This window comes from Candidatus Pseudomonas auctus (genome assembly GCF_048654275.1).
GTDB lineage: Bacteria > Pseudomonadota > Gammaproteobacteria > Pseudomonadales > Pseudomonadaceae > Aquipseudomonas > Aquipseudomonas pharyngis.
In genome coordinates, this window is sequence record NZ_JBJYZK010000004.1 from 515,408 (window position 1) to 534,339 (window position 18,932).

At 62.0% G+C, this 18,932-nt stretch carries 21 protein-coding genes; 10 read left to right on the forward strand and 11 right to left on the reverse strand.

Annotation, left to right across the window (positions count from 1 at the left end):
* Positions 1-62 precede the first annotated feature (62 nt).
* Genes ACKUG4_RS11300 through ACKUG4_RS11315 form a run of 4 tightly spaced genes read right to left on the reverse strand, consistent with a single transcriptional unit; the run spans position 63 to position 3,628 of the window.
* A complete protein-coding gene (locus ACKUG4_RS11300) occupies positions 63-815 on the reverse strand; it encodes an N-formylglutamate amidohydrolase (protein ID WP_445434016.1) in 753 nt (250 codons plus the stop codon).
* Positions 799-2,130, reverse strand: coding sequence for a type I glutamate--ammonia ligase (locus ACKUG4_RS11305; RefSeq protein WP_445434017.1), 1,332 nt, complete (start codon positions 2,128-2,130; stop codon positions 799-801). Before ACKUG4_RS11305 ends, ACKUG4_RS11300 begins: the two co-directional genes overlap by 17 nt.
* Positions 2,127-2,771 carry a cysteine hydrolase family protein gene (locus ACKUG4_RS11310; protein WP_445434018.1) on the reverse strand — a complete coding sequence of 215 codons (645 nt, stop codon included), beginning with the start codon at positions 2,769-2,771 and terminating at the stop codon, positions 2,127-2,129. The genes ACKUG4_RS11305 and ACKUG4_RS11310 overlap by 4 nt, the downstream gene beginning before the upstream one ends.
* Positions 2,772-2,773: 2 nt before the next feature.
* On the reverse strand, positions 2,774-3,628 hold the full coding sequence (locus ACKUG4_RS11315) for a MurR/RpiR family transcriptional regulator (protein WP_007956246.1): 855 nt from the start codon (positions 3,626-3,628) through the stop codon (positions 2,774-2,776).
* 320 nt (positions 3,629-3,948) lie between these two features.
* Between ACKUG4_RS11315 and ACKUG4_RS11320 the strand changes: the two genes are divergently transcribed.
* Together ACKUG4_RS11320 and cobF are read left to right on the forward strand one after the other, a co-directional pair.
* Positions 3,949-4,521, forward strand: coding sequence for a histidine phosphatase family protein (locus tag ACKUG4_RS11320; protein WP_445434019.1), 573 nt, complete (start codon positions 3,949-3,951; stop codon positions 4,519-4,521).
* Positions 4,518-5,273 (forward strand): precorrin-6A synthase (deacetylating), encoded by a 756-nt coding sequence (gene cobF, locus ACKUG4_RS11325; RefSeq protein ID WP_445434020.1) that lies wholly within the window; start codon positions 4,518-4,520, stop codon positions 5,271-5,273. Before ACKUG4_RS11320 ends, cobF begins: the two co-directional genes overlap by 4 nt.
* On the opposite strand, the gene ftrA is transcribed toward cobF, so the two are convergent.
* Positions 5,242-6,231 carry a transcriptional regulator FtrA gene (gene ftrA / locus ACKUG4_RS11330; RefSeq protein ID WP_445434021.1) on the reverse strand — a complete coding sequence of 330 codons (990 nt, stop codon included), beginning with the start codon at positions 6,229-6,231 and terminating at the stop codon, positions 5,242-5,244. The two genes, cobF and ftrA, sit on opposite strands and share 32 nt — an antisense overlap.
* Positions 6,232-6,331: 100 nt before the next feature.
* Between ftrA and ACKUG4_RS11335 the strand changes: the two genes are divergently transcribed.
* The 4 genes from ACKUG4_RS11335 (at position 6,332) to ACKUG4_RS11350 (ending at position 9,825) form a co-directional block, all read left to right on the forward strand.
* Entirely contained in the window at positions 6,332-6,766 is a 435-nt protein-coding gene (locus ACKUG4_RS11335) for a rhodanese-like domain-containing protein (RefSeq protein WP_445434022.1), read from the forward strand.
* 254 nt (positions 6,767-7,020) lie between these two features.
* A complete protein-coding gene (gene aotJ, locus ACKUG4_RS11340) occupies positions 7,021-7,800 on the forward strand; it encodes an L-arginine-binding protein AotJ (RefSeq protein ID WP_039767817.1) in 780 nt (259 codons plus the stop codon).
* Between the two features lie 129 nt (positions 7,801-7,929).
* A complete protein-coding gene (locus ACKUG4_RS11345; RefSeq protein WP_445434023.1) occupies positions 7,930-9,042 on the forward strand; it encodes a succinylglutamate desuccinylase/aspartoacylase family protein in 1,113 nt (370 codons plus the stop codon).
* Positions 9,043-9,108: 66 nt separating this feature from the next.
* Complete coding sequence (locus tag ACKUG4_RS11350) at positions 9,109-9,825, forward strand: alpha/beta hydrolase (RefSeq protein WP_445434024.1); 717 nt, start codon at positions 9,109-9,111, stop codon at positions 9,823-9,825.
* 3 nt (positions 9,826-9,828) lie between these two features.
* Here the strand turns inward: ACKUG4_RS11350 and ACKUG4_RS11355 are convergent, their stop codons facing one another.
* Together ACKUG4_RS11355 and ACKUG4_RS11360 are read right to left on the reverse strand one after the other, a co-directional pair.
* Positions 9,829-10,395 carry a DcrB/PsbP domain-containing protein gene (locus ACKUG4_RS11355; RefSeq protein ID WP_221399352.1) on the reverse strand — a complete coding sequence of 189 codons (567 nt, stop codon included), beginning with the start codon at positions 10,393-10,395 and terminating at the stop codon, positions 9,829-9,831.
* Between the two features lie 87 nt (positions 10,396-10,482).
* A complete protein-coding gene (locus ACKUG4_RS11360) occupies positions 10,483-11,256 on the reverse strand; it encodes a hypothetical protein (protein WP_064595311.1) in 774 nt (257 codons plus the stop codon).
* Between the two features lie 147 nt (positions 11,257-11,403).
* Here ACKUG4_RS11360 and ACKUG4_RS11365 point away from each other — a divergent pair, with 147 nt between their 5' ends.
* Complete coding sequence (locus tag ACKUG4_RS11365; protein ID WP_064595315.1) at positions 11,404-11,943, forward strand: chalcone isomerase family protein; 540 nt, start codon at positions 11,404-11,406, stop codon at positions 11,941-11,943.
* Positions 11,944-12,019: 76 nt separating this feature from the next.
* Positions 12,020-13,339 carry an Nramp family divalent metal transporter gene (locus ACKUG4_RS11370; protein WP_445434025.1) on the forward strand — a complete coding sequence of 440 codons (1,320 nt, stop codon included), beginning with the start codon at positions 12,020-12,022 and terminating at the stop codon, positions 13,337-13,339.
* A gap of 4 nt (positions 13,340-13,343) precedes the next feature.
* On the opposite strand, the gene ACKUG4_RS11375 is transcribed toward ACKUG4_RS11370, so the two are convergent.
* Positions 13,344-14,237: a LysR family transcriptional regulator gene (locus tag ACKUG4_RS11375; RefSeq protein ID WP_445434035.1), complete on the reverse strand. Its 894-nt coding sequence runs from the start codon at positions 14,235-14,237 to the stop codon at positions 13,344-13,346.
* 114 nt (positions 14,238-14,351) lie between these two features.
* On the opposite strand from ACKUG4_RS11375, the gene ACKUG4_RS11380 reads away from it, so the two are divergent.
* Positions 14,352-14,954, forward strand: coding sequence for an NADPH-dependent F420 reductase (locus ACKUG4_RS11380; RefSeq protein WP_085613537.1), 603 nt, complete (start codon positions 14,352-14,354; stop codon positions 14,952-14,954).
* 105 nt (positions 14,955-15,059) lie between these two features.
* Here the strand turns inward: ACKUG4_RS11380 and ACKUG4_RS11385 are convergent, their stop codons facing one another.
* Genes ACKUG4_RS11385 through ACKUG4_RS11395 form a run of 3 tightly spaced genes read right to left on the reverse strand, consistent with a single transcriptional unit; the run spans position 15,060 to position 17,641 of the window.
* Positions 15,060-16,241, reverse strand: coding sequence for an acetyl-CoA C-acetyltransferase (locus ACKUG4_RS11385; protein ID WP_445434026.1), 1,182 nt, complete (start codon positions 16,239-16,241; stop codon positions 15,060-15,062).
* An 11-nt stretch (positions 16,242-16,252) separates the two neighbouring features.
* On the reverse strand, positions 16,253-16,918 hold the full coding sequence (locus ACKUG4_RS11390) for a CoA transferase subunit B (RefSeq protein WP_085613539.1): 666 nt from the start codon (positions 16,916-16,918) through the stop codon (positions 16,253-16,255).
* A gap of 24 nt (positions 16,919-16,942) precedes the next feature.
* Positions 16,943-17,641: a CoA transferase subunit A gene (locus tag ACKUG4_RS11395; protein ID WP_007956274.1), complete on the reverse strand. Its 699-nt coding sequence runs from the start codon at positions 17,639-17,641 to the stop codon at positions 16,943-16,945.
* A 173-nt stretch (positions 17,642-17,814) separates the two neighbouring features.
* Between ACKUG4_RS11395 and ACKUG4_RS11400 the strand changes: the two genes are divergently transcribed.
* On the forward strand, positions 17,815-18,705 hold the full coding sequence (locus ACKUG4_RS11400; protein ID WP_085648846.1) for a LysR family transcriptional regulator: 891 nt from the start codon (positions 17,815-17,817) through the stop codon (positions 18,703-18,705).
* The last annotated feature ends 227 nt before the right edge of the window (positions 18,706-18,932 follow it).

Sequence of the window (18,932 nt, forward strand, 5' to 3'; positions counted from 1 at the left end):
CGGTCGTTTTAGTTGTTATATCGGTCCGTCGTTTACAGCATCAGCAGTGGTTACAACATTTTTTACAGCAGTGGTGCCAGATAATTCGCCCAGCGAGAAACCGCTTCCGGGCTGCGCAGAAGGTCGTTGCGCACTTCGATCAACACCGAATCGAGGCCCCGGGCATCGCCATGCACCGGCACGGTCATGTCGCCCAGCGGGTCGATCCTATACGGCTGGTTGCCGGCGACTTTCAGCGGATGTCGCTCCAGACCGTCGAGCATCCGTTGGGCATAGGCCCGGGCCTGACCGAACAGCACGCCGACTTCCAGCTCCCGCGGCTGGCCGTAATACACCGGGGTGAAACTGTGAATCCCTACCACCCGCACCGGTCGACCTTCGGCCAGACGTGCATCGATCAGTTGTTGCAGGCGCGCGTGAAACGGCTTGAACAGGCACTGGCGACGGTATTCGCGGGTGGCCTCGTCGAGCTCGCGGTTGCCCGGCACCTGGTAGATCTCGCTCTGCGCCGGGATGCTGTCGGGCGCATGCCGGGGGCGATTGAGGTCGATCAGCAGGCGCGAATAGTTGGCGCTCAACAGCGTGGCCCCCAATTGCTCCGACAGTTGCTCGGCCAGCGCCAGGGCGCCGATGTCCCAGGCAATGTGTTCGCGCGCCGCCGTATCAGCCAGGCCCAGATTGTTCAGGGCCTCGGGGATGTAGCGGCTGGCGTGTTCGCACACCAGAATCAGCGGGTGCGTCGAATCTTCACGGCTCAGGTTGTAGACCGGTCGGGTGTACAACCCAAGCTCAACGGATTCAGTACAGGCGTGCATAGTGCTCACAAAGATCAGCGGGCGAGAGCTGTTCCGTCAGCGCCAGTTCCTCGGTTTTAAGGGCGAAAAAAGTATCGAGCAACGCGCTTGGCAGCGCTTCGACCAGCGCTTCACTGCGACGCAGGCAATCCAGTGCCTGGGCCAGGGAGGCGGGCAGGGCAACGATGCCCCGGGCCTTGCGTTGTTCGTCGTTGAGTGAATCGGGGATTTCATCGGTGATCGCGTTCAGCGCCAGACGCTGCTCGATGCCCAGGCGTCCGGCGATCAGCAGCGCAGCCATTGCCAGATGCGGTGAGGCGGTGGCGTCCATGGCGCGGAATTCCAGGTTGTATTGCTTCGCCACAGGTTTGTCGCCCAGGCTCACGGTCGGGCAGATGCGCAGCGCCGCTTCGCGATTCTGCTGGCCGAGGCAGGCGTAGGACGCGCTCCAGTGGTGCGGCTGCAAGCGTTCATAGGACACCGGCGTCGGTGCAGTGAACGCGCACAGTGCCGGCAAGTAATGCAGCACACCCGCCGCCCAATGCTGGCCGAGGGTCGACAGGCCATTGCTGGTGCCGGCGTCGTAGAACATCGGCTGACCGGCCAGATCGAGCAGGCTGACGTGCAGGTGCACGCCATTGCACACCGCGTCGGCAGCGGTCTTCGGCGCAAAGCTCAGATCCAGGCCCATCTGCCGGGCGATTTCGCGGGTGATCTCGCGCACGTTGACCGCGCGATCGGCTGCCGCCACGCCGAGGGTCGGGCGGCAGGTGATTTCGTATTGGTGCTTGCCGTATTCGGGCAGGAACATTTCCGGCTCGACGCCACCGGCGCGCAACGCGCTGAGCAGCCAGCCGCCGAATTCGGCGCCCTGGCGCTGGGCTTCGAGCGAGAACGCCAGATGTTCGGCAAACCCGGCGTGCAGGTTGAATTCGTGTTCGAACGCGGCGTTGATCTGCAGGCCAAGCTCATCGCGGTAGCGCTCGACCTCGTTGCGCATCAGGGTGCGCGGGCAGGCCGCCCATGGCCGGCCATCGGTCTCGCGGATGTCGCCATGAATGAAATCCAGCGCCGGCGCTGCGGCGTCCGGGCCGTTGCCGACGGTGACGCGGCTGGCCAGATCGGGAATCAGCCGCAGATCGCCATAAGCGCCCCACGGGCTGGTCGAAGCGATGATGTCCTGCGGCGTCAGCGCGCTGTTGGCCGGCACCCAGCCACAACCGGCGGCCTGATAGTGCTCCAGCTCATCGGTGGGAAACGAGCGGCCACGGGTGACGCCGATCAGGTCGGTGGTGACGATGGTGGTCATCGGCAACGGCGACAGGCGTTCGCTCATGGCTGCATCTCCTGCAACCGGCCGAGCACGGTGTCGGTGTCGGTGATCCAGCAGTAGCCCTTGATCGCGTTCAGGCAGGCGTCGTGGCGTGCTTCGGTGTAGGTCGCGCAGGCGTCCGCCACCAGTGTGACGAGGTAGCCACGGTCGGCGGCATCGCGCACGGCCATGTCTACGCACTGGTCGGTGACGATGCCGGCGATGATCAGGTGACGGGTTTCCAGGTTGCGCAGTACGTAGTCGATGTTGGTCGAGTTGAAGACGCCAGACGAGGTCTTCGGCAGCACGATTTCGTTTTCAGCAGGTGTCAGTTCAGCGATGACCTGTGCCTGCGGGCTGCCCTTGGGCAGGTGCATGTCCGACAGCTTGTGATCCAGCGAGCGGTCGCGGCCGTCGGCGGTCAGGCTTTCGATCAGGGTGTGCAGCACGTTCTGCCGAGCGTCGCGGAAGGCCTTGAGCAGGCGGACTTGATTGGGCACCACTTGCGAGCGCGTGCGGTTGAGGAAGTACGCGGCGTCCGGGCCTTCGAGGTGCGGGTCGAACTGCGGCTCGAGCCAGGCACGCTGCATGTCGACCAGCAACAGGGCGGTGTGGTCGGTGACAAACGGCAGGTCCCGTGGCGAGCGATGGGGAAGGCTGAACATCCTTATTTATCCTCCAGCAAGTGGGTGTCGAAGTCGTTGCGCAGGGCATCGATGCCTTCCAGGCGATCGGCCAGGTCCGGGCAGCGCAAGGTCAGGCAAGCGATCAGTGCTTCAACCTGAGCCAGCGCCGGGACCATGGTGTCGAACGGCGAGGCCGACTCTACCGGGGCGCTGATGATCATGTCGGCCAGTTCGCGCAGCGGCGAGGCATAGATGTCGGTGAACAGCACGACGCGAGCATTGTTGTTTTTCGCGGCGCTGGCCACGCGCAAGGCCTGGGTCTGGTAACGGCGATAGTCGAACACCAGCACCACATCCTGACGTTGCAGGTCGAACAGGCGGTCCGGCAGTTGCGCGTTGTCTTCCAGTGCAAAGCAACCGGGGCGCAGCAAGCGCAAATGATTGAGCAGGTAAGTCGCCATCAGACTGCTGAAGCGTCCGCCGAAGCAGTACACCTGGTGCCGGGTGTCGAGCAGCCAGTCGGCGAGAATGCGCACATCTTCCGGTTGGGTCAGGGCCTGGGTTTCGGCCAGTAAATTGTGGCTGTGAGCCAGATAGTGACTCCAGGCGTCGTCCTTGTTCTGATGCGAGCGCGGCTGCAACAGGGTACGCGGCGAGCGCAGGCGATGGTCCATGTCGCTGAGCAGGGCGTCCTGGAATTCGGCGTAACCACCGAAGCCGAGTTTTTTCACCAGCCGCACGATGGTCGGATCGCTGACGCCGGCATGTTCGGCCAGGCGCGCCATCGGGCCAAGCCCGTTGCGTGGATACTGATCGAGCAAGGCGCGAACGACTTTGCGCTCCGACGGCGTCAGGTCAAGGCCGGGGTCGGTGATCAGGTCTCTTAAAGGGGGCATCCGGGCTCCTGCTGGATGGGGTGTTGAATTCGCTTCACAATCCGTTAAAACAGTATTTATGTAACTGACGCTACATGTCTAGCGAATTTTTCGGCGTTTAAATCAAGCCCCAAAATGGGGCGGGATGCCCGTAACGTAAGGGTTACACGGATGTCGATCAGTCTTGTAGTCCATTGCCCATGGTGGTGTCAGACATTGCCGCTTTCATACGCTCGAGTCGCCCAATCGACTTGCCCGAGGCCTCCCGGTTTACGGCACAATTGCCGCTCTATCCGCGATTGCGCCGATGACCGTCCTGTCTTCCAGCCGAGTGATTCCCCGTGCAGACCACCCGTTTGACATTGATCTGCCATGCCAGAACTGTCGCACAAAAATTGGCGTGTTTTCCTACGAACGAACCTGTTGAAGAAACGGCGCTGGCGTCCTGCTCGCTGGCTTCGCGCTTCGATTCAGCTTCGCGCCTGATTTGCGGCCCGGAACTGCGCACTCGCCAGACGGCGTCGTGGTTTGGCCGTGAATCGCACATTCATCAGGCCCTGCGTGATTGCGATTGGGGACGCTGGCAAGGTCAGTCGATCAAGGATTTGCAACGGAACGAACCCGAGGCCTTGCAAGCCTGGCTCGAAGATTCGCACGCCGCCCCCCATGGCGGTGAGTCGGTGGCGCAGTTGCGTGAGCGGGTCGCCGCGTGGCTGGTTTCACTGCAAGCCACCCCAGGGCACGTGGTGGCGGTTACCCATCCGTTCGTGATTCGTGCTGCATTGATGCAGGTCGTGCAGGGCGAGGCGTTTCACAGCCTTGATGTCGAGCCGCTGGCGGCGGTTGATCTGCGGTTTACCGGGCGCTGGCGGCTACGCTTGTCCGGCATGAATCTGGAAGGAGCAGAGCAATGAAGCGATTGCTGGTGATCGGCATCGGTGCCGGCAACCCGGACTACATCACGATGCAGGCGGTGAAGGCGCTGAATCGGGTGGACGTGTTTTTCCTGATGGACAAGGGCCAGAGCAAGGACAAGCTGATCGACCTGCGGCGAGAAATCTGCGAACGCTACATCACCGATCGTACGTACCGTTTCGCCGAAGCCCACAGCCCGGAACGCGAGCGCGGCGATGTGGACTACAACGTCAGCGTCGATGATCTGAACCGCGCCAAGCAACAAACCTTCGAGCGGCTGATCAATGACGAATTGTCTGACGGGCAGTGCGGCGGTTTTCTGGTGTGGGGCGATCCTGCGTTGTACGACAGCACGATTCGGATCCTGCAGGCGATTCTGGCCTCGGGGCGATGTGCGTTTGAGTTCGAGGTCATTCCCGGCATCACCAGCGTTCAGGCCTTGGCGGCGCAACACAAGGTGCCGTTGAACACCATCGGCCGCTCGATTGAGATCACCACCGGTCGACGCCTGGCAGCGGGGCAGGTGAGTGACACCGACAGCCTGGTGGTGATGCTTGATGCTGAAGATTCCTACCACCAAGTGGCAGATCAGGAGACAGAGATTTACTGGGGCGCCTACCTCGGCACGCCGGACGAAATCCTCATCCATGGCAAGCTCAACGACGTTGCCGATGAAATCGAGCGGGTGCGCAAGGCCGCGCGGGCCGAGCATGGCTGGATCATGGACACTTATCTGTTGCGCAAGCCTTGATCTCTCGACCAAAGCGTTCGCGATACACCGACGGCGGCACCCCGACCACGCTGCGAAACGCCACACGAAAGCTTTCCACCGAGCGATAACCGCAGCGCAAGGCGATCTGCTCGGTGTTCTGCGGCGTGCTTTCCAGCAATTCCCGGGCTCGGGCCAGACGTTCGTGTTGCAACCAGGCCTTGGGTGACTGGCCGCTGGCTTCGCTGAATTTGCGCAGGAAGGTGCGTTCGCTCATCGCCGCTTCGCTGGCCAGATCGCGCACCTCCAGCGGTTCGTGCAGGCGCTCGCGGGCCCACTGCATCACACGCGACAGATCGCTGCGCGGGGTCGGGCTGACTGGCGTCGGAATGAATTGCGCCTGACCGCCGGTGCGTTGCGGCGACATCACCAGCCGTCGCGCCACCGAGTTGGCGATCTGGGTGCCGAAGTCTCGCGCCACCAGATGCAGGCAGGCGTCGATCCCCGCTGCACTGCCGGCCGAGGTAATCAATTGGCCGGAATCGACGTAAAGCACGTCCGGGTCGACATCGATGGCCGGAAAGCGCTCGGCCAGCTCCGAGGTGTAGCGCCAGTGGGTGGTGGCGCCGTGCCCGTCGAGCAGGCCGCTGGCCGCCAGAACAAACACCCCGGAGCAGATCGACAACAACCGAGCGCCGCGTGAATGGGCATCACGCAACGCGTCGAGCAAGACTTCCGGCACCGGCGCATTTCGGTCGCGCCAGCCGGGAATAATGATGGTGCGCGCCTGCGCCAACAACTCCAGCCCACCGTCGGCGAGCACCTGAATCCCGCCCATGGCGCGCATCGGGCCTTGATCGACGGCGGCGATGCAGTGCTCGTACCACGGGAAATCAAACTCCGGCCGGGCCAGGCCGAAGATCTCCACGGCGATGCCGAACTCGAAGGTGCAGAGGCCGTCGTAGGCCAGGATCGCGACCAATCCAGGTGAATCAGGCATTTGGCGGAAAATTCCCGGTGAGTGTCTTGTGCGCCACTGTAGCGGCCAGCGGCGGCTCGATAAAGTCCGTTCATCCCCACAGACAAAGGAGTGATTCAACATGCCCAGCCTGGTTCGCGAAATTCCTGCAGCGCCTTCGGCCATTGCCCTGATGCATTTCAGCAACCGTCTGACCTTCGAAACCGATTGTTCCGACGTCTTCAGCAGCCAGGAAGCCGGCGAAGTCGACTTTGTGCTGGTGGACGTGCGCGGGCCGCTGGCCTTTGAGCGTGGGCATGTGCCGGGAGCGATCAATATTCCGGGGCGTTTGCTGACGGCGGAAGGGCTGGTGGACTACGCGAAAAACACACTGTTTGTGGTTTATTGCGCCGGCCCTCATTGCAATGGCGCCAACAAGGCCGCGGTGAAGCTGGCGGCGTTGGGTTATCCGGTCAAGGAGATGATCGGCGGGGTGACGGGGTGGCTGGATGAAGGCTTTCAGTTGAGTGTCGCGACACCGCGCGTCACCGCCGCACCGATCGCTTGCGACTGCTGATAGCCGGAGGGTTGCCGCTTCGGCGGCAGCTTTTGTCGGCTTTGTCCTACAACCCTTGCACCGCTCCGGCGCACACTTTTCCCACGTGATGGCACTCGCCGATTTTCTGTAAGTATTTGTCGCTTAAAAACAATTTGCCCCGTGCGCGCCGCCATAGACTGCCGGCCACGTCGGTTTCTTTGTGCTGCACAGCCCAAGGCCGAACCTGACAATCGAAAGCTGCCAATAAAAGCCTCCGCACACGGGAGTAATAAATGAAAAAGCTGGTTATGTTCGGTGCCCTGGCACTGTCGATGTTGTCCCTGACCGCCGTGGCCGAAGACGCCAAGCCGATCCGTATCGGTATCGAAGCCGGTTACCCGCCATTCTCGATGAAAACCCCTGACGGCAAACTGGCCGGTTTCGACGTGGACATCGGCGACGCGCTGTGTGAGCAGATGAAAGTCAAATGCACCTGGGTCGAGCAAGAGTTCGACGGCCTGATCCCGGCGCTGAAAGTGAAGAAGATCGACGCGATCCTGTCCTCGATGACCATCACTGACGACCGCAAGAAAAACGTCGATTTCACCATCAAGTACTACCACACCCCGGCGCGCTTCGTGATGAAGGCCGGTTCCGGCGTGAAAGACCCGCTGGTCGAGCTCAAAGGCAAGAAAGTCGGCGTGTTGCGTGCCAGTACCCACGACCGCTACGCCACCGAAGTGCTGGTGCCGGCCGGTATCGAGCTGGTGCGTTACGGCTCGCAGCAGGAAGCCAACCTGGACATGGTCTCCGGTCGTATCGACGCAATGCTGGCCGACTCGGTCAACCTGAGCGACGGCTTCCTGAAAACCGACGCCGGCAAAGGCTTCGAATTCGTCGGCCCGACCTACGAGGACGCCAAGTACTTCGGCGGTGGCGCCGGTATTGCGGTGCGTAAAGGCGATACCGAGCTGGCGGAGAAATTCAACGCCGCCATCAACGAAATCCGCGCCAACGGCAAGTACAAGCAAGTGCAGGACAAGTACTTCGACTTTGACGTATACGGCCATTAATACGCAGTAAGAAGAAAGTGGCCCCGTTTGCGCGGTGGCCACTTTTTTTTCGCCCGTGATTTATCCTGTCAGCACATTTTCATTGCGGTCATTGCCCCGGCAGCGACCACAGAATTTCCGGAGTTTCCCATGCAACGCATCGATCATCTTCTGCCCTGGAGCCACCTGGGCAGCGAACGTTCCCTGAGCGTGTTCCGTTACGGCGCCGGCCCGCGCAAGGTTTACATCCAGGCCAGCCTGCACGCCGATGAACTACCGGGCATGCGCACTGCATGGGAACTGAAAAAACGCCTGGCCGAGCTGGAGAGCAACGGCCAGTTGCAAGGCGTGATCGAACTGGTGCCGGTGGCCAACCCGATCGGTCTCGATCAGCACCTGCAAGGCAGCCACATGGGGCGTTTCGAGCTGGGCAGCGGCAAGAACTTCAACCGCTCCTTCGTTGAACTCAGTGCGCCGGTGGCCGAGCGGATCGGCGATCAGTTGAGCAGCGATGCCGAAGCCAACATCACGCTGATCCGCCAGACCATGGGTCAGGTACTCGACGAACTGCCGGCCCCGGCATCGCAACTGGAAGCGCTGCACCGACTGTTGCTGCGCCACGCCTGTGAGGCCGACATCACTCTCGATCTGCATTGCGATTTCGACGCGGCGATTCATATTTACGCCTTGCCGCAACACTGGCCGCAGTGGCAATCCCTGGCCGCTCGACTGAAAGCTGGCGTGGCGCTGTTGTGTGAAGATTCCGGTGGCAACTCGTTCGATGAGTCCTGCTCCACACCGTGGCTGCGCCTGGCACGGATGTTCCCGGGCGCGGCGATTCCACCGGCCAACCTCGCCACCACCCTGGAACTGGGCAGTATGGGCGACACCCGCGTCGATCAGGCTCAGGCCAATTGCGAGGCGATCCTCGGCTTCTTGGCCGAGCAGGGCTTCATCAGCGGCGAATGGCCGAAAGCGCCGGACGAATGCTGCGAAGGCATGCCGTTCGAAGGCACCGAGTATCTGTTCGCCCCGCACCACGGCGTGGTGAGTTTCCTGCGCGATGCCGGTGAGTGGGTCGAGCGCGGCGATGCGCTGTTTGAAGTGGTCGATCCGCTGAACGACCGTGTGACCACCGTGCGCGCCGGCACCAGCGGCTTGTTGTTCGCCATCGATCGCGGGCGCTACACCCAGCCGGGAATCTGGCAGGCGAAAGTGGCGGGGCGCGAGCCGATTCGGGTGGGCAAGCTGAGCAACGACTGATATCCCGTCCTCCCGATCACCGTGTTAGGCTCTGCCCCGAACCCTGCACTGTGTGAAGGAAGGCTTATGTTGAAGGTGTTTGCGCTGTTGACGCTGCTGGCGTCCACGGCCGTCCAGGCTCAGACCTCGCTGCAAAACGATCTGCCGCTCAACTACCTGGCCCAGGTGCACCCGGACGCCGAACAGCGTCCGCTGGTGATTTTCCTGCATGGCTATGGCAGCAACGAAGCAGACTTGATCGGTATGAAATTTCAACTGCCCCAGCAGTACAACTACCTGTCGGTGCAGGCACCGATGGCGTTGGGAGAAGGGCGTTTCCAGTGGTTTCGCAAGAAAGGCGAAGGCGCCTACAACGGCGAGACCGATGATCTGAAGGCCAGCAGCCAGAAACTGCGGGCCTTTATCGCCGCTGCGGCGCAGAAATATCACGCCCAACCGGAGAAGGTGTACCTGATCGGTTTCAGCCAGGGCGCGATGATGACCTACGAGGTCGGGTTGCGGCAGCCGGCGGCGGTGGGTGGCATCGCGGCGTTGAGCGGGCGGCTGTTGCCTGTGCTCAAGAGCGAGCTGAAGTCAGAGCAACAGCATCCGCCGCTGGACATCTTCATCGGCCACGGCACGGCGGATGACCGTGTGCCTTACAGCGGTGCCACCGAGGCCGATGCGTTGTTGCAGAAGCTGTCGTACAAACCGCAATTTCATGCCTATCCCGGCGTCGGCCACAGCATCAGTGCGGCCGAGCTTCGGGATTTGAACGACTGGTTGCAGCGACTCAATCCCTGAGAATCACTTTTCCTTGAGGATGGTTTTCACCAGCGCCTCGTGACCGCTCTTGTCGCTGGCCCGGGAAATCACCTGGACCAGCGCCATGCGCGTGCCGGAACCGGCCAGCAACGTGGTGTTGAGGGTCTGGCCGCCGCCCTGGGTGGCGGTGCTGTCGACTTGGCGCAGACCGAGGCCGTTGCCTTTCTGGGTCAGGCTCTTTTCGCTGAGCTTGTTGAAGTCCGGCAGGGCCTTGCGCTGGGCGTCGATGAAGTCGGACACCGTACCGTCGAGGAACGCACTGTCGTTGTCCTTGACGTTGTTGCCTTCGGGAATCTGGTTTTCGGCGGTGATGACCACGGTCTTTGTCGTTTGGTTGGTGTACATCGTGCCCTTGGCACCGGTCGGGCCGGCGGGCAAAGGGTCGGCGACAAAGCCTTTGGGCAGGACAAAACTGAATTTGCCGTCGAGCATCGAGACCTTCTCGGTGACAGCCTTCTCTTTGGCCTTGGCCGCTTGAGCATTGATGGCGCCGAAACCGGCCACCGCCGCCAACAACAGGACGGCGGCTTTCTTGCAAAGCAATGACATTCGAATCTCCGAGGGATGGGTCGCGCTTGGGCGGCGATCATCCCATGGAGGGTGCCTGGCACTCCAGCGCGGTTTGTCCGGTCGGGTTCAGTTCGGCGATGGCGCCGGCGCCGGTTTGGCCAACAGCTGCCGAGTGACGCCGAGCATCGCCACCGAAACGGCCACCGCCACCACGAAACCGCCGAAGCCCAGGTTCGGAACGGTCAGCGCCAACACCAGACAAAACGCCGAAAACGAATACATCCCCGTCGCCGTCGCGCGTAACAACGCGGCGGTAAACGCTGGGCCACGGGTCTGTTGGGAAAACACCGCCATCACGCTGCCGAGCACCGGAAACACGGCGAGCAAACCGCTCCAGCGTTCGCCGACGGTGCTGGCCAGCATGGTTACCACCAGCGTCAGCGCCGCGCCGGCAATCATCCGCCAGACCAGTTTGTCCGATTTCGGCGCCGGACCCCTGACCACCGGTTGCACCTTGGGAAACAGGTACGGCGCGGAAAGTAGGGCGGTCGCAGCAGCGGCGACCGAGAAGGGTAACGACGCCGGAGTCAGCGACAGAATCAGCGCCAGCACGGCCCAGACCGATAAAGAAACTATCAATGCCAGCGGCCAGTTCGCCCGCTGCGCCACCTGCGCATAAGTGACACAAAACGCGATCATCGCAAACATGGCCGACAGCGCCGCGACCGCCGATTGCGCGGCAAACGCCGGCCCTTGCTCGATGGCGAGGAAAAACAGAATCGGCCCGACCACCACCGGCAATCCCGACAGCCACCCGGCGACGCTGGGGCCCCAGCGCTTGCCCGCGAGGGAAATCAGCAGCAGGAAACCGGGAATCAGCAGCAGTTTGAGGATCAGCACGCAGGTGTCTCCGTCGGGTCAATGAGGGCCACGTTAGCATTGTCATTAGCGGATTGCTGCATATGCATGCAATAAATGTATACAAAATCATGGGTGTGATTGCCGACTATGCTCTGGGTATCAGGGTTTACCGGAGTCGATGCCGCGATGAGCAGTACACCGAAGGTGTTGCGTGGATGCTGCGGGATAGGCTTGTGGGCGTTGTTGCTGACCCCCACCTGGGCCAGTTGGCAAGACGTGGTGCCCGGTGCGCAAATCATTGGCACCGGCGATTTCAGCATTTTCGGTTTCGACGTTTACAACGCCCGGTTGTGGAGCGCCGCGCGTCCATTGGCCGATGGTCAGCCCTTCGCCCTGGAGCTGATCTACCGGCGCAGCGTGTCCCGCGAAGATTTGGTCAAAGCCAGCGTCGACGAGATCAAACGCCTGGCAGGCTCCTCCATCAGTTCTGCGCAACTGGCGGTGTGGCAGGCCCAGATGCAGCAATCGTTCGTCGACGTGCAGGCCGGCACGCGGATCACCGGGGTGTATCTGCCGGGGCAGGGCGCGCGGTTCTTTGTTGGCCAACAGTTGCAGCACGAGATCAACGACCCGTTGTTCGCCCAGGCTTTTTTCAACATCTGGCTGGATCCACGCACACGCAATCCCGAACTGCGCCGGCAATTGCTGGGTACTGCCCAACCTTGAACGCAGCACATCGGCGCTTGGGCCTGCCGACTGAAACGTCTAAGCTGCGCCTTTCGACTTGTTTCTGGATGTGTTTGTGAAGTTCAGCTTGCCCAAAATCGCCACGGCGCCGTTCTGCCCGCCGGAAGTGGCCGGAAGTGTCCCGGTCGATCCCAACGCCTCGTTCTTCAAACGCGTGCTGCGCTTTGCCGGCCCCGGTTTGCTGGTGTCGATCGGCTACATGGATCCGGGCAACTGGGCCACCGCCATCGAGGCCGGTTCGCGTTTCGGTTACAGCTTGCTGTTCGTGGTGTTGCTGGCGAGTCTGGCGGGCATGGTTGTGCAATGCCTGTGCTCGCGGCTGGGCATCGCCACCGGGCGCGATCTGGCGCAGCTTTCCCGCGAACGCTACAGCACTCCGACGGCGCGGCTGCAATGGGTGCTGGCGGAAATCTCGATCATCGCCACTGACCTTGCGGAAGTACTCGGCTGTGCGCTGGCATTTCACCTGTTGCTCGGCTGTTCGCTGACGTTCGGCATCGCCCTGACCGCATTCGATACGTTGCTGGTGTTGGCCCTGCAAAACCGCGGTTTCCGCCGGCTGGAAGCGATCATGCTGGTGCTGGTGGGCACTATCGGCGCGTGTTTCTTCGTTGAATTGCTGTTGATCAAACCGTACTGGCCGGACGTCGCCCAAGGCTTCAAACCCTCACTGTCGGCGATCAGCGATGCCGCGCCGTTGTACCTGGCCATCGGCATCCTTGGCGCCACGGTGATGCCGCACAACCTGTACCTGCACACCTCGATCGTGCAGACACGGCTGATCGGCAAGGATCTGGCCAGCAAGCAGGACGCGGTAAAACTGGCGCGTATCGACACCATCGGTTCGCTGGCGCTGGCGTTGTTGGTCAACGCGGCGATCCTGATTCTCGCGGCGGCCGCCTTTCATCAGTCCGGACACACCGACGTGGTCGACATCCAGGACGCCTATCACTTGCTCGATCCGCTGGTGGGCGGCGCGCTGGCCAGTGTGCTGTTCGGCGTGGCGCTGCTGGCTTCGGGGCAGAGTTCGACCTTCACCGGCACCATCGCCGGGCAAGTGATCATGGAAGGCTATCTGAACCTGCGGATCCCTTGCTGGCAGCGACGTCTGATCACCCGTGGGCTGGCGCTGATCCCGGCGTTCATTGGCGTGTGGCTGATGGGCGACGGCGCGGTGGGCAAGTTGCTGGTGTTGAGCCAAGTGGTGCTGAGCCTGCAATTGCCGTTTGCGCTGTATCCGTTGATTCGCATGACCAACGACAAACAACTGATGGGGCCGTTTGTGAATCGGTTACCGACGCAGGTGCTGGCGTGGGGATTGTTTGTGGTGATCAGCGGCGCGAATGCGTGGCTGATTCTGCAGCTAGCGGCCTAGCGGCCTAGCGGCCAAACGCTTCGACTACAAAATCAATGAACACCCGGGTCTTGGCCGGCAGCAAGGTACGGCTCGGGTAGTACAGCGAAATCGCGCCGGCATCGCATTGCCAGTCGGGCAACAGCCGCACCAGTTCACCGCGTTCGATCTGCGCGCTGACATCCGGCAGCACCAGCATCGTCACGCCCAAGCCCAGCAGCGCAGCCTTGCGCATGGCCATCGGATCATTCAGCACGATGTTCGGGTTGAGCAGGGCGCTGGCCTGTTCGCCGGCCTCGTTGTGCATCTGCCATTGGCGCAGGCGTCCGGTGCGCAGGCCGCGCATGACGATGCCGTGGTGATCGGCGAGATCGGCCGGATGTCGCGGCAGTGTGCGGCCCGCCAGATACGCCGGCGACGCCACCGCCAGCACTTCGACGGACGACAATGGCCGGGCGACCACGCCGGGCGTCAGTTCGAAGCCGCCACCAATCGCCACGTCGTAGCCCTCGGCGATCAAGTCCACTTGGCGGTTCTCGAAATGCCATTCCGGGCGGATCAGTGGATAGCGCGCCAGAAACTCCGGCAGCAGCGGCAGCATGTGATCGATGCCGAACGTCGGCGGCAGGCTGATCTTGAGCACGCCCGCCGGCTCGCCGCGCTCGGTCGCTACCGTTGCAATCGCTGCCTGCAAGGCGTCGAGGTTGCCGCCGATGCTCGCCAGAAAAACTTCACCGGCCTCAGTCAGCGACAGCTTGCGGGTCGAGCGCTGAAACAGCCGCACGCCGAGGTTGCGCTCAAGGATCGCCACGTTGCGACTGACCGCCGCCGGAGTCAGCGCCAGTAACCGAGCGGCGGCGGAGAAGCTGCCGGTCTCGGCGCTGCGAACGAAGGATTCGAGATTGGCGAGGGTTTCCATGGTTTCGACCTGATAGTGATACTTGAAGATCATTCAAGGCATTACCGGCTAATCAAGTGGGAATGGCAAGCGCAAGATTCGTTTCGAGTCTTACCCCACTTTGAGGAGAACACCATGAGCACTATCGGAATCATCGGCGCTGGCGCCATCGGTTCAGCGTTTGCCAAAGCCTTGTCGCGTCAGGGCATCCCGTTGGTCATCGCCAACAGTCGCGGGCCGGAGACCTTGGCTGAACTGGTCGCAGAACTCGGCCCGACTGCCCGTGCCGTTACCCGTGAAGAAGCGGCGGCCCAGGACATCGTGCTGGTCGCGGTGAACTGGTCGAAACTGCCGACGGCACTGGCCGGGCTGCCGGACTTCGGCGGGCGGATCGTCATCGACGCCAACAACTCGATTGAAGCGCCATCGTTCAAACCGGTGGACTTGCAGGGTCGACCTTCCAGCGAAGTGTTCGCCGAGTGGGTGCCGGGCGCGCGGGTGGTCAAGGCGTTCAACCATTTGCTAGCGCGTTTGCTGGAAGCGGATCCGGCGTCGGAGGGCGGCAAGCGTGTGTTGTTCCTGTCCGGGGATGACGCGCAGGCCAAGGCGGAAGTGGGTGCGCTGATCGATCAGCTCGGCTTCTTCGGTATCGATCTGGGCGAATTGAGCGTGGGCGCGCGGCTGGTGCAGTTCCCGGGCGGGCCGTTGCCGGTGCTGAATCTGGTGAAATTTGGCTGACGGCCGGGCAAAAAAATACCCGGTGCGACGTGAGTCGTACCGGGTTTGTTGCCAACGGGCCATGGATGTCGTGGATCCACTGCCCGCTGTTGAACCTCTTTGCGCTTACGCGCGTTCCAGCGCCAGGGCCACGCCTTGGCCGCCGCCGATGCACAGGGTCGCGAGACCCTTTTTCGCATCACGCTTGATCATTTCGTGCAGCAACGTCACCAGCACACGGCAGCCCGACGCACCGATCGGGTGACCGAGGGCGATGGCGCCGCCGTTGACGTTGACCTTGTCCAGATCCCATTGCAGATCCTTGGCCACCGCCAGCGATTGTGCGGCGAAGGCTTCGTTGGCTTCGATCAGGTCGAGTTGGCCAATGCTCCAGCCGGCCTTGTCCAGGCAGCGGCGAGTGGCGGAGACCGGGCCGATGCCCATGATCGCCGGGTCGACGCCGGCGTTGGCATACGCGGCGATTTTCGCCAGGACCGGCAAGCCCAGGGCCTTGGCTTTTTCGGCGCTCATCAGAATCACGGCAGCCGCGCCGTCGTTCAGCGACGAAGCGTTGCCGGCGGTGACGCTGCCGTCCTTCTTGAAGGCCGGACGCAGTTTGGCCAGGGATTCGGCGGTGGTGTCGCCGCGTGGTTGCTCGTCGACCTTGAACGCCAGCGGATCGCCTTTGCGCTGCGGGATCAGGATCGGGGTGATTTCATCGACAAAACGACCGGCCTCGATGGCTGCGGCGGCTTTCTGTTGCGACGCAGCGGCGAAGGCGTCCTGCTGTTCGCGGCTGATCTCGTATTTCTCGACCAGATTCTCGGCGGTGATGCCCATGTGGTAATCGTTGAACGCATCCCACAGGCCATCGCTGATCATGGTGTCGACGATTTGTGCGTGACCCATGCGCAGACCGGTGCGCGCGCCCGGCATTACATAGTTGGCCAAGCTCATGTTTTCCTGGCCACCGGCGATGATCACGTCCGCGTCGCCGCAACGGATCGCCTGGGCGCCGAGGTGCAGGGCCTTGAGGCCCGAGCCGCAGACCTTGTTCAGGGTCATGGCCGGTACGGCGTGTGGCAGGCCGGCCTTGATCGCCGACTGGCGCGCCGGGTTCTGGCCGGCACCGGCGGTCAGCACCTGGCCCATGATCACTTCATCGACCTGAGCACCGTCCAGGCCGGTCTGCTCAAGCAACTGGCGGATGACCGCTGCGCCCAGATCCACGGCGGAGACAGTGGCCAGCGAACCCTGGAAACTGCCGATCGCGGTGCGCGTGGCGGCAACAATGACGACGTCTTGCATTTTCGAATTCCTCACTCGGCAGCGAACTGCATTTCTGGTACGTGATCCGGGACGATCAGCTTACCAGCGGTTTTGGCGACGATTTCCTCGACGCTGACGCCAGGTGCGCGTTCCTTGAGGACAAAAGCGCCATTTTCGATTTCCAGGTAGGCGAGGTCGGTCAGCACGCGCTTGATGCAACCGGCGCCGGTCAGCGGCAGGCTGCATTGGCTCAGCAACTTGGACTCACCGTCCTTGGACGCGTGGGTCATGATAACGATGATGTTGTCGGCGCCGGCCACCAGGTCCATCGCGCCGCCCATGCCCTTGACCAGTTTGCCGGGGATCATCCACGAGGCGATGTTGCCTTGCACGTCCACTTCGAAGGCGCCCAGCACGGTCAGGTCGACGTGGCCGCCGCGGATCATCGCGAAGGACTCGGCAGAGTTGAAGATCGACGCGCCGATACGGGCGGTCACGGTTTGTTTGCCAGCGTTGATCATGTCGGCGTCGATGGTGTCTTCAGTCGGGAAAGGGCCCATGCCGAGCAGGCCGTTTTCCGATTGCAGCATGACTTCCATGCCTTCGGGGATGTAGTTGGCGACCAGGGTCGGAATGCCGATGCCGAGGTTGACGTAGTAGCCGTCCTGCATTTCGCGGGCGACGCGTTGAGCCATTTGTTCGCGGGAAAGTGCCATGTTCTTGTTCTCCGTCAGCCTGGATTATTTGCGGATGGTGCGTTGTTCGATGCGTTTTTCGAACGTGCCGCAAATGACCCGGTCGACGTAGATGCCGGGCGTGTGGATGTGTGCCGGATCCAGCTCGCCGGGTTCGACGATTTCTTCGACTTCGACCACGGTGATCTTGCCGGCGGTGGCGGCCAGCGGGTTGAAGTTCTGCGCGGTGTGGCGGTAGATGACGTTGCCGAAGTGGTCGGCTTTCCAGCCTTTGACGATGGCGAAGTCGCCGGTGATGGATTCTTCCATCAGGTACTTGCGACCGTGGAATTCACGCACTTCCTTGCCTTCGGCGACCGGGGTGCCGACGCCAGTGGCGGTGAAGAACGCCGGAATGCCGGCGCCGCCGGCGCGCATTTTTTCGGCGAGGGTGCCTTGCGGGGTCAGGACGACTTCGATGTCGCCTTTGAGCAGTTGCTCTTCGAACAGTTTGTTTTCGCCGACGTAGGAGGCGACCACCTTGCTGATCTGGCGGTCGGTCAGCAGCACGCCGAGGCCGAAGCCATCGACGCCGCAGTTGTTGGAGACGACGGTGAGGTCGCGGGTGCCCTTGCGCTTGATCTCGGCGATCAGGTTTTCCGGAATGCCGCACAGGCCGAAGCCGCCGGCGATCACGGTCATGCCATCTTCAAGACCTGCCATGGCTTCCTCGTAGGAATACACGCGCTTGTCGAAACCTGCCATATGCACCTCTTTTATTGTTTGTCGGGCGGCTGGCTAGCCGAATGACTGGAGTGTCGCGCTCAAGGATATATTTGTTAAGTTGATTTTTAAGGTTGATTGATTGATAAAGCTCATTAAATGTCCGCCTTGGTCGGCGGACGGATGTTCAGCTTAGTCCGTCGAGTAACACAACCATGACCATCAAGCAGATCCGCGCCTTTCTCGCCGTGGCCCAGAGCCTGAGCTTCGCCGTGGCCTGCGAGCGTCTGCACCTGTCGCAGTCGGCACTGAGCCTGACCATCAAGGCGCTGGAAGAAGGCCTGGGCGGGCGCCTGTTCAGTCGCAACACGCGCAACGTGGCGCTGACCCCGGAAGGCGAATCGCTGCTGCCGCTGGCCCGGCGCCTGATCGCCGATTGGGACAACGCCGAAGACGAAATGCGCCAGCGCTTCAGCCTGCAGCGTGGGCGGGTGACGTTGGCGGCGATGCCGTCGTTTGCCGGCAACCTGCTGCCGCCGATCCTCAAGACCTTCCGCGCGCGTTATCCGAACGTCAATGTCACGGTCAACGACGTGATCAACGAGCAAGTGCTGGAAATGGTCCGTGACCGCCAGGTCGAACTCGGCGTGGCCTTCGAGCCGATGCAGAACACCTCGCTGACGTTCACGCCGCTTTACCGTGATCGTTTCGTCGCCGTGGTGCCGCAGGATTCGCCGCTGGCTGATCGCAGTGACATTGATTGGCAGACCTTGCTGCAGGAGCCGTTCATCACCCTGCAACGACCGTCCACGGTGCGTGTGATGCTGGAAGAACACTTGCAGGCTCGAGGGATGAAACTGCCGGTGGAATTTGAAAGCCATCAACTGGCGACGGTCGGGCGGATGGTGGCGAGCGGGCTGGGCGTCAGTGCGGTGCCAGCCTTGTGTGCCGGGCAGATGCGCGAACTGGGCGCGCATTGCCTGACCTTGCACGAGCCGGTGGTGGAGCGGGCGATTGGCGTGCTGACTGATCCGGGGAATGAATTGTCGGCGGCGGCGCAGGCGCTTTTTGACATTCTCAGGGCTGAAGACTTTGAGTGTCAGTGAGTTCGCTACCCCCTCACCCCAGCCCTCCCGAAACGTCGGACCGCCCCCAGGGGGCGAGGGGGAAAGGGAGCCGATCTTCATGCTTTCCGAAACCTGAGTTCGACTCGATATTTCAGGTCGGTGTAACTCGAATATTCAACTCGGTCAGTTCCCTCTCCCTCCGGGAGAGGGCTAGGGTGGGTAAAGACCGGGTACATCCTTTACGTTTGAGACCGGGGACATGGTTT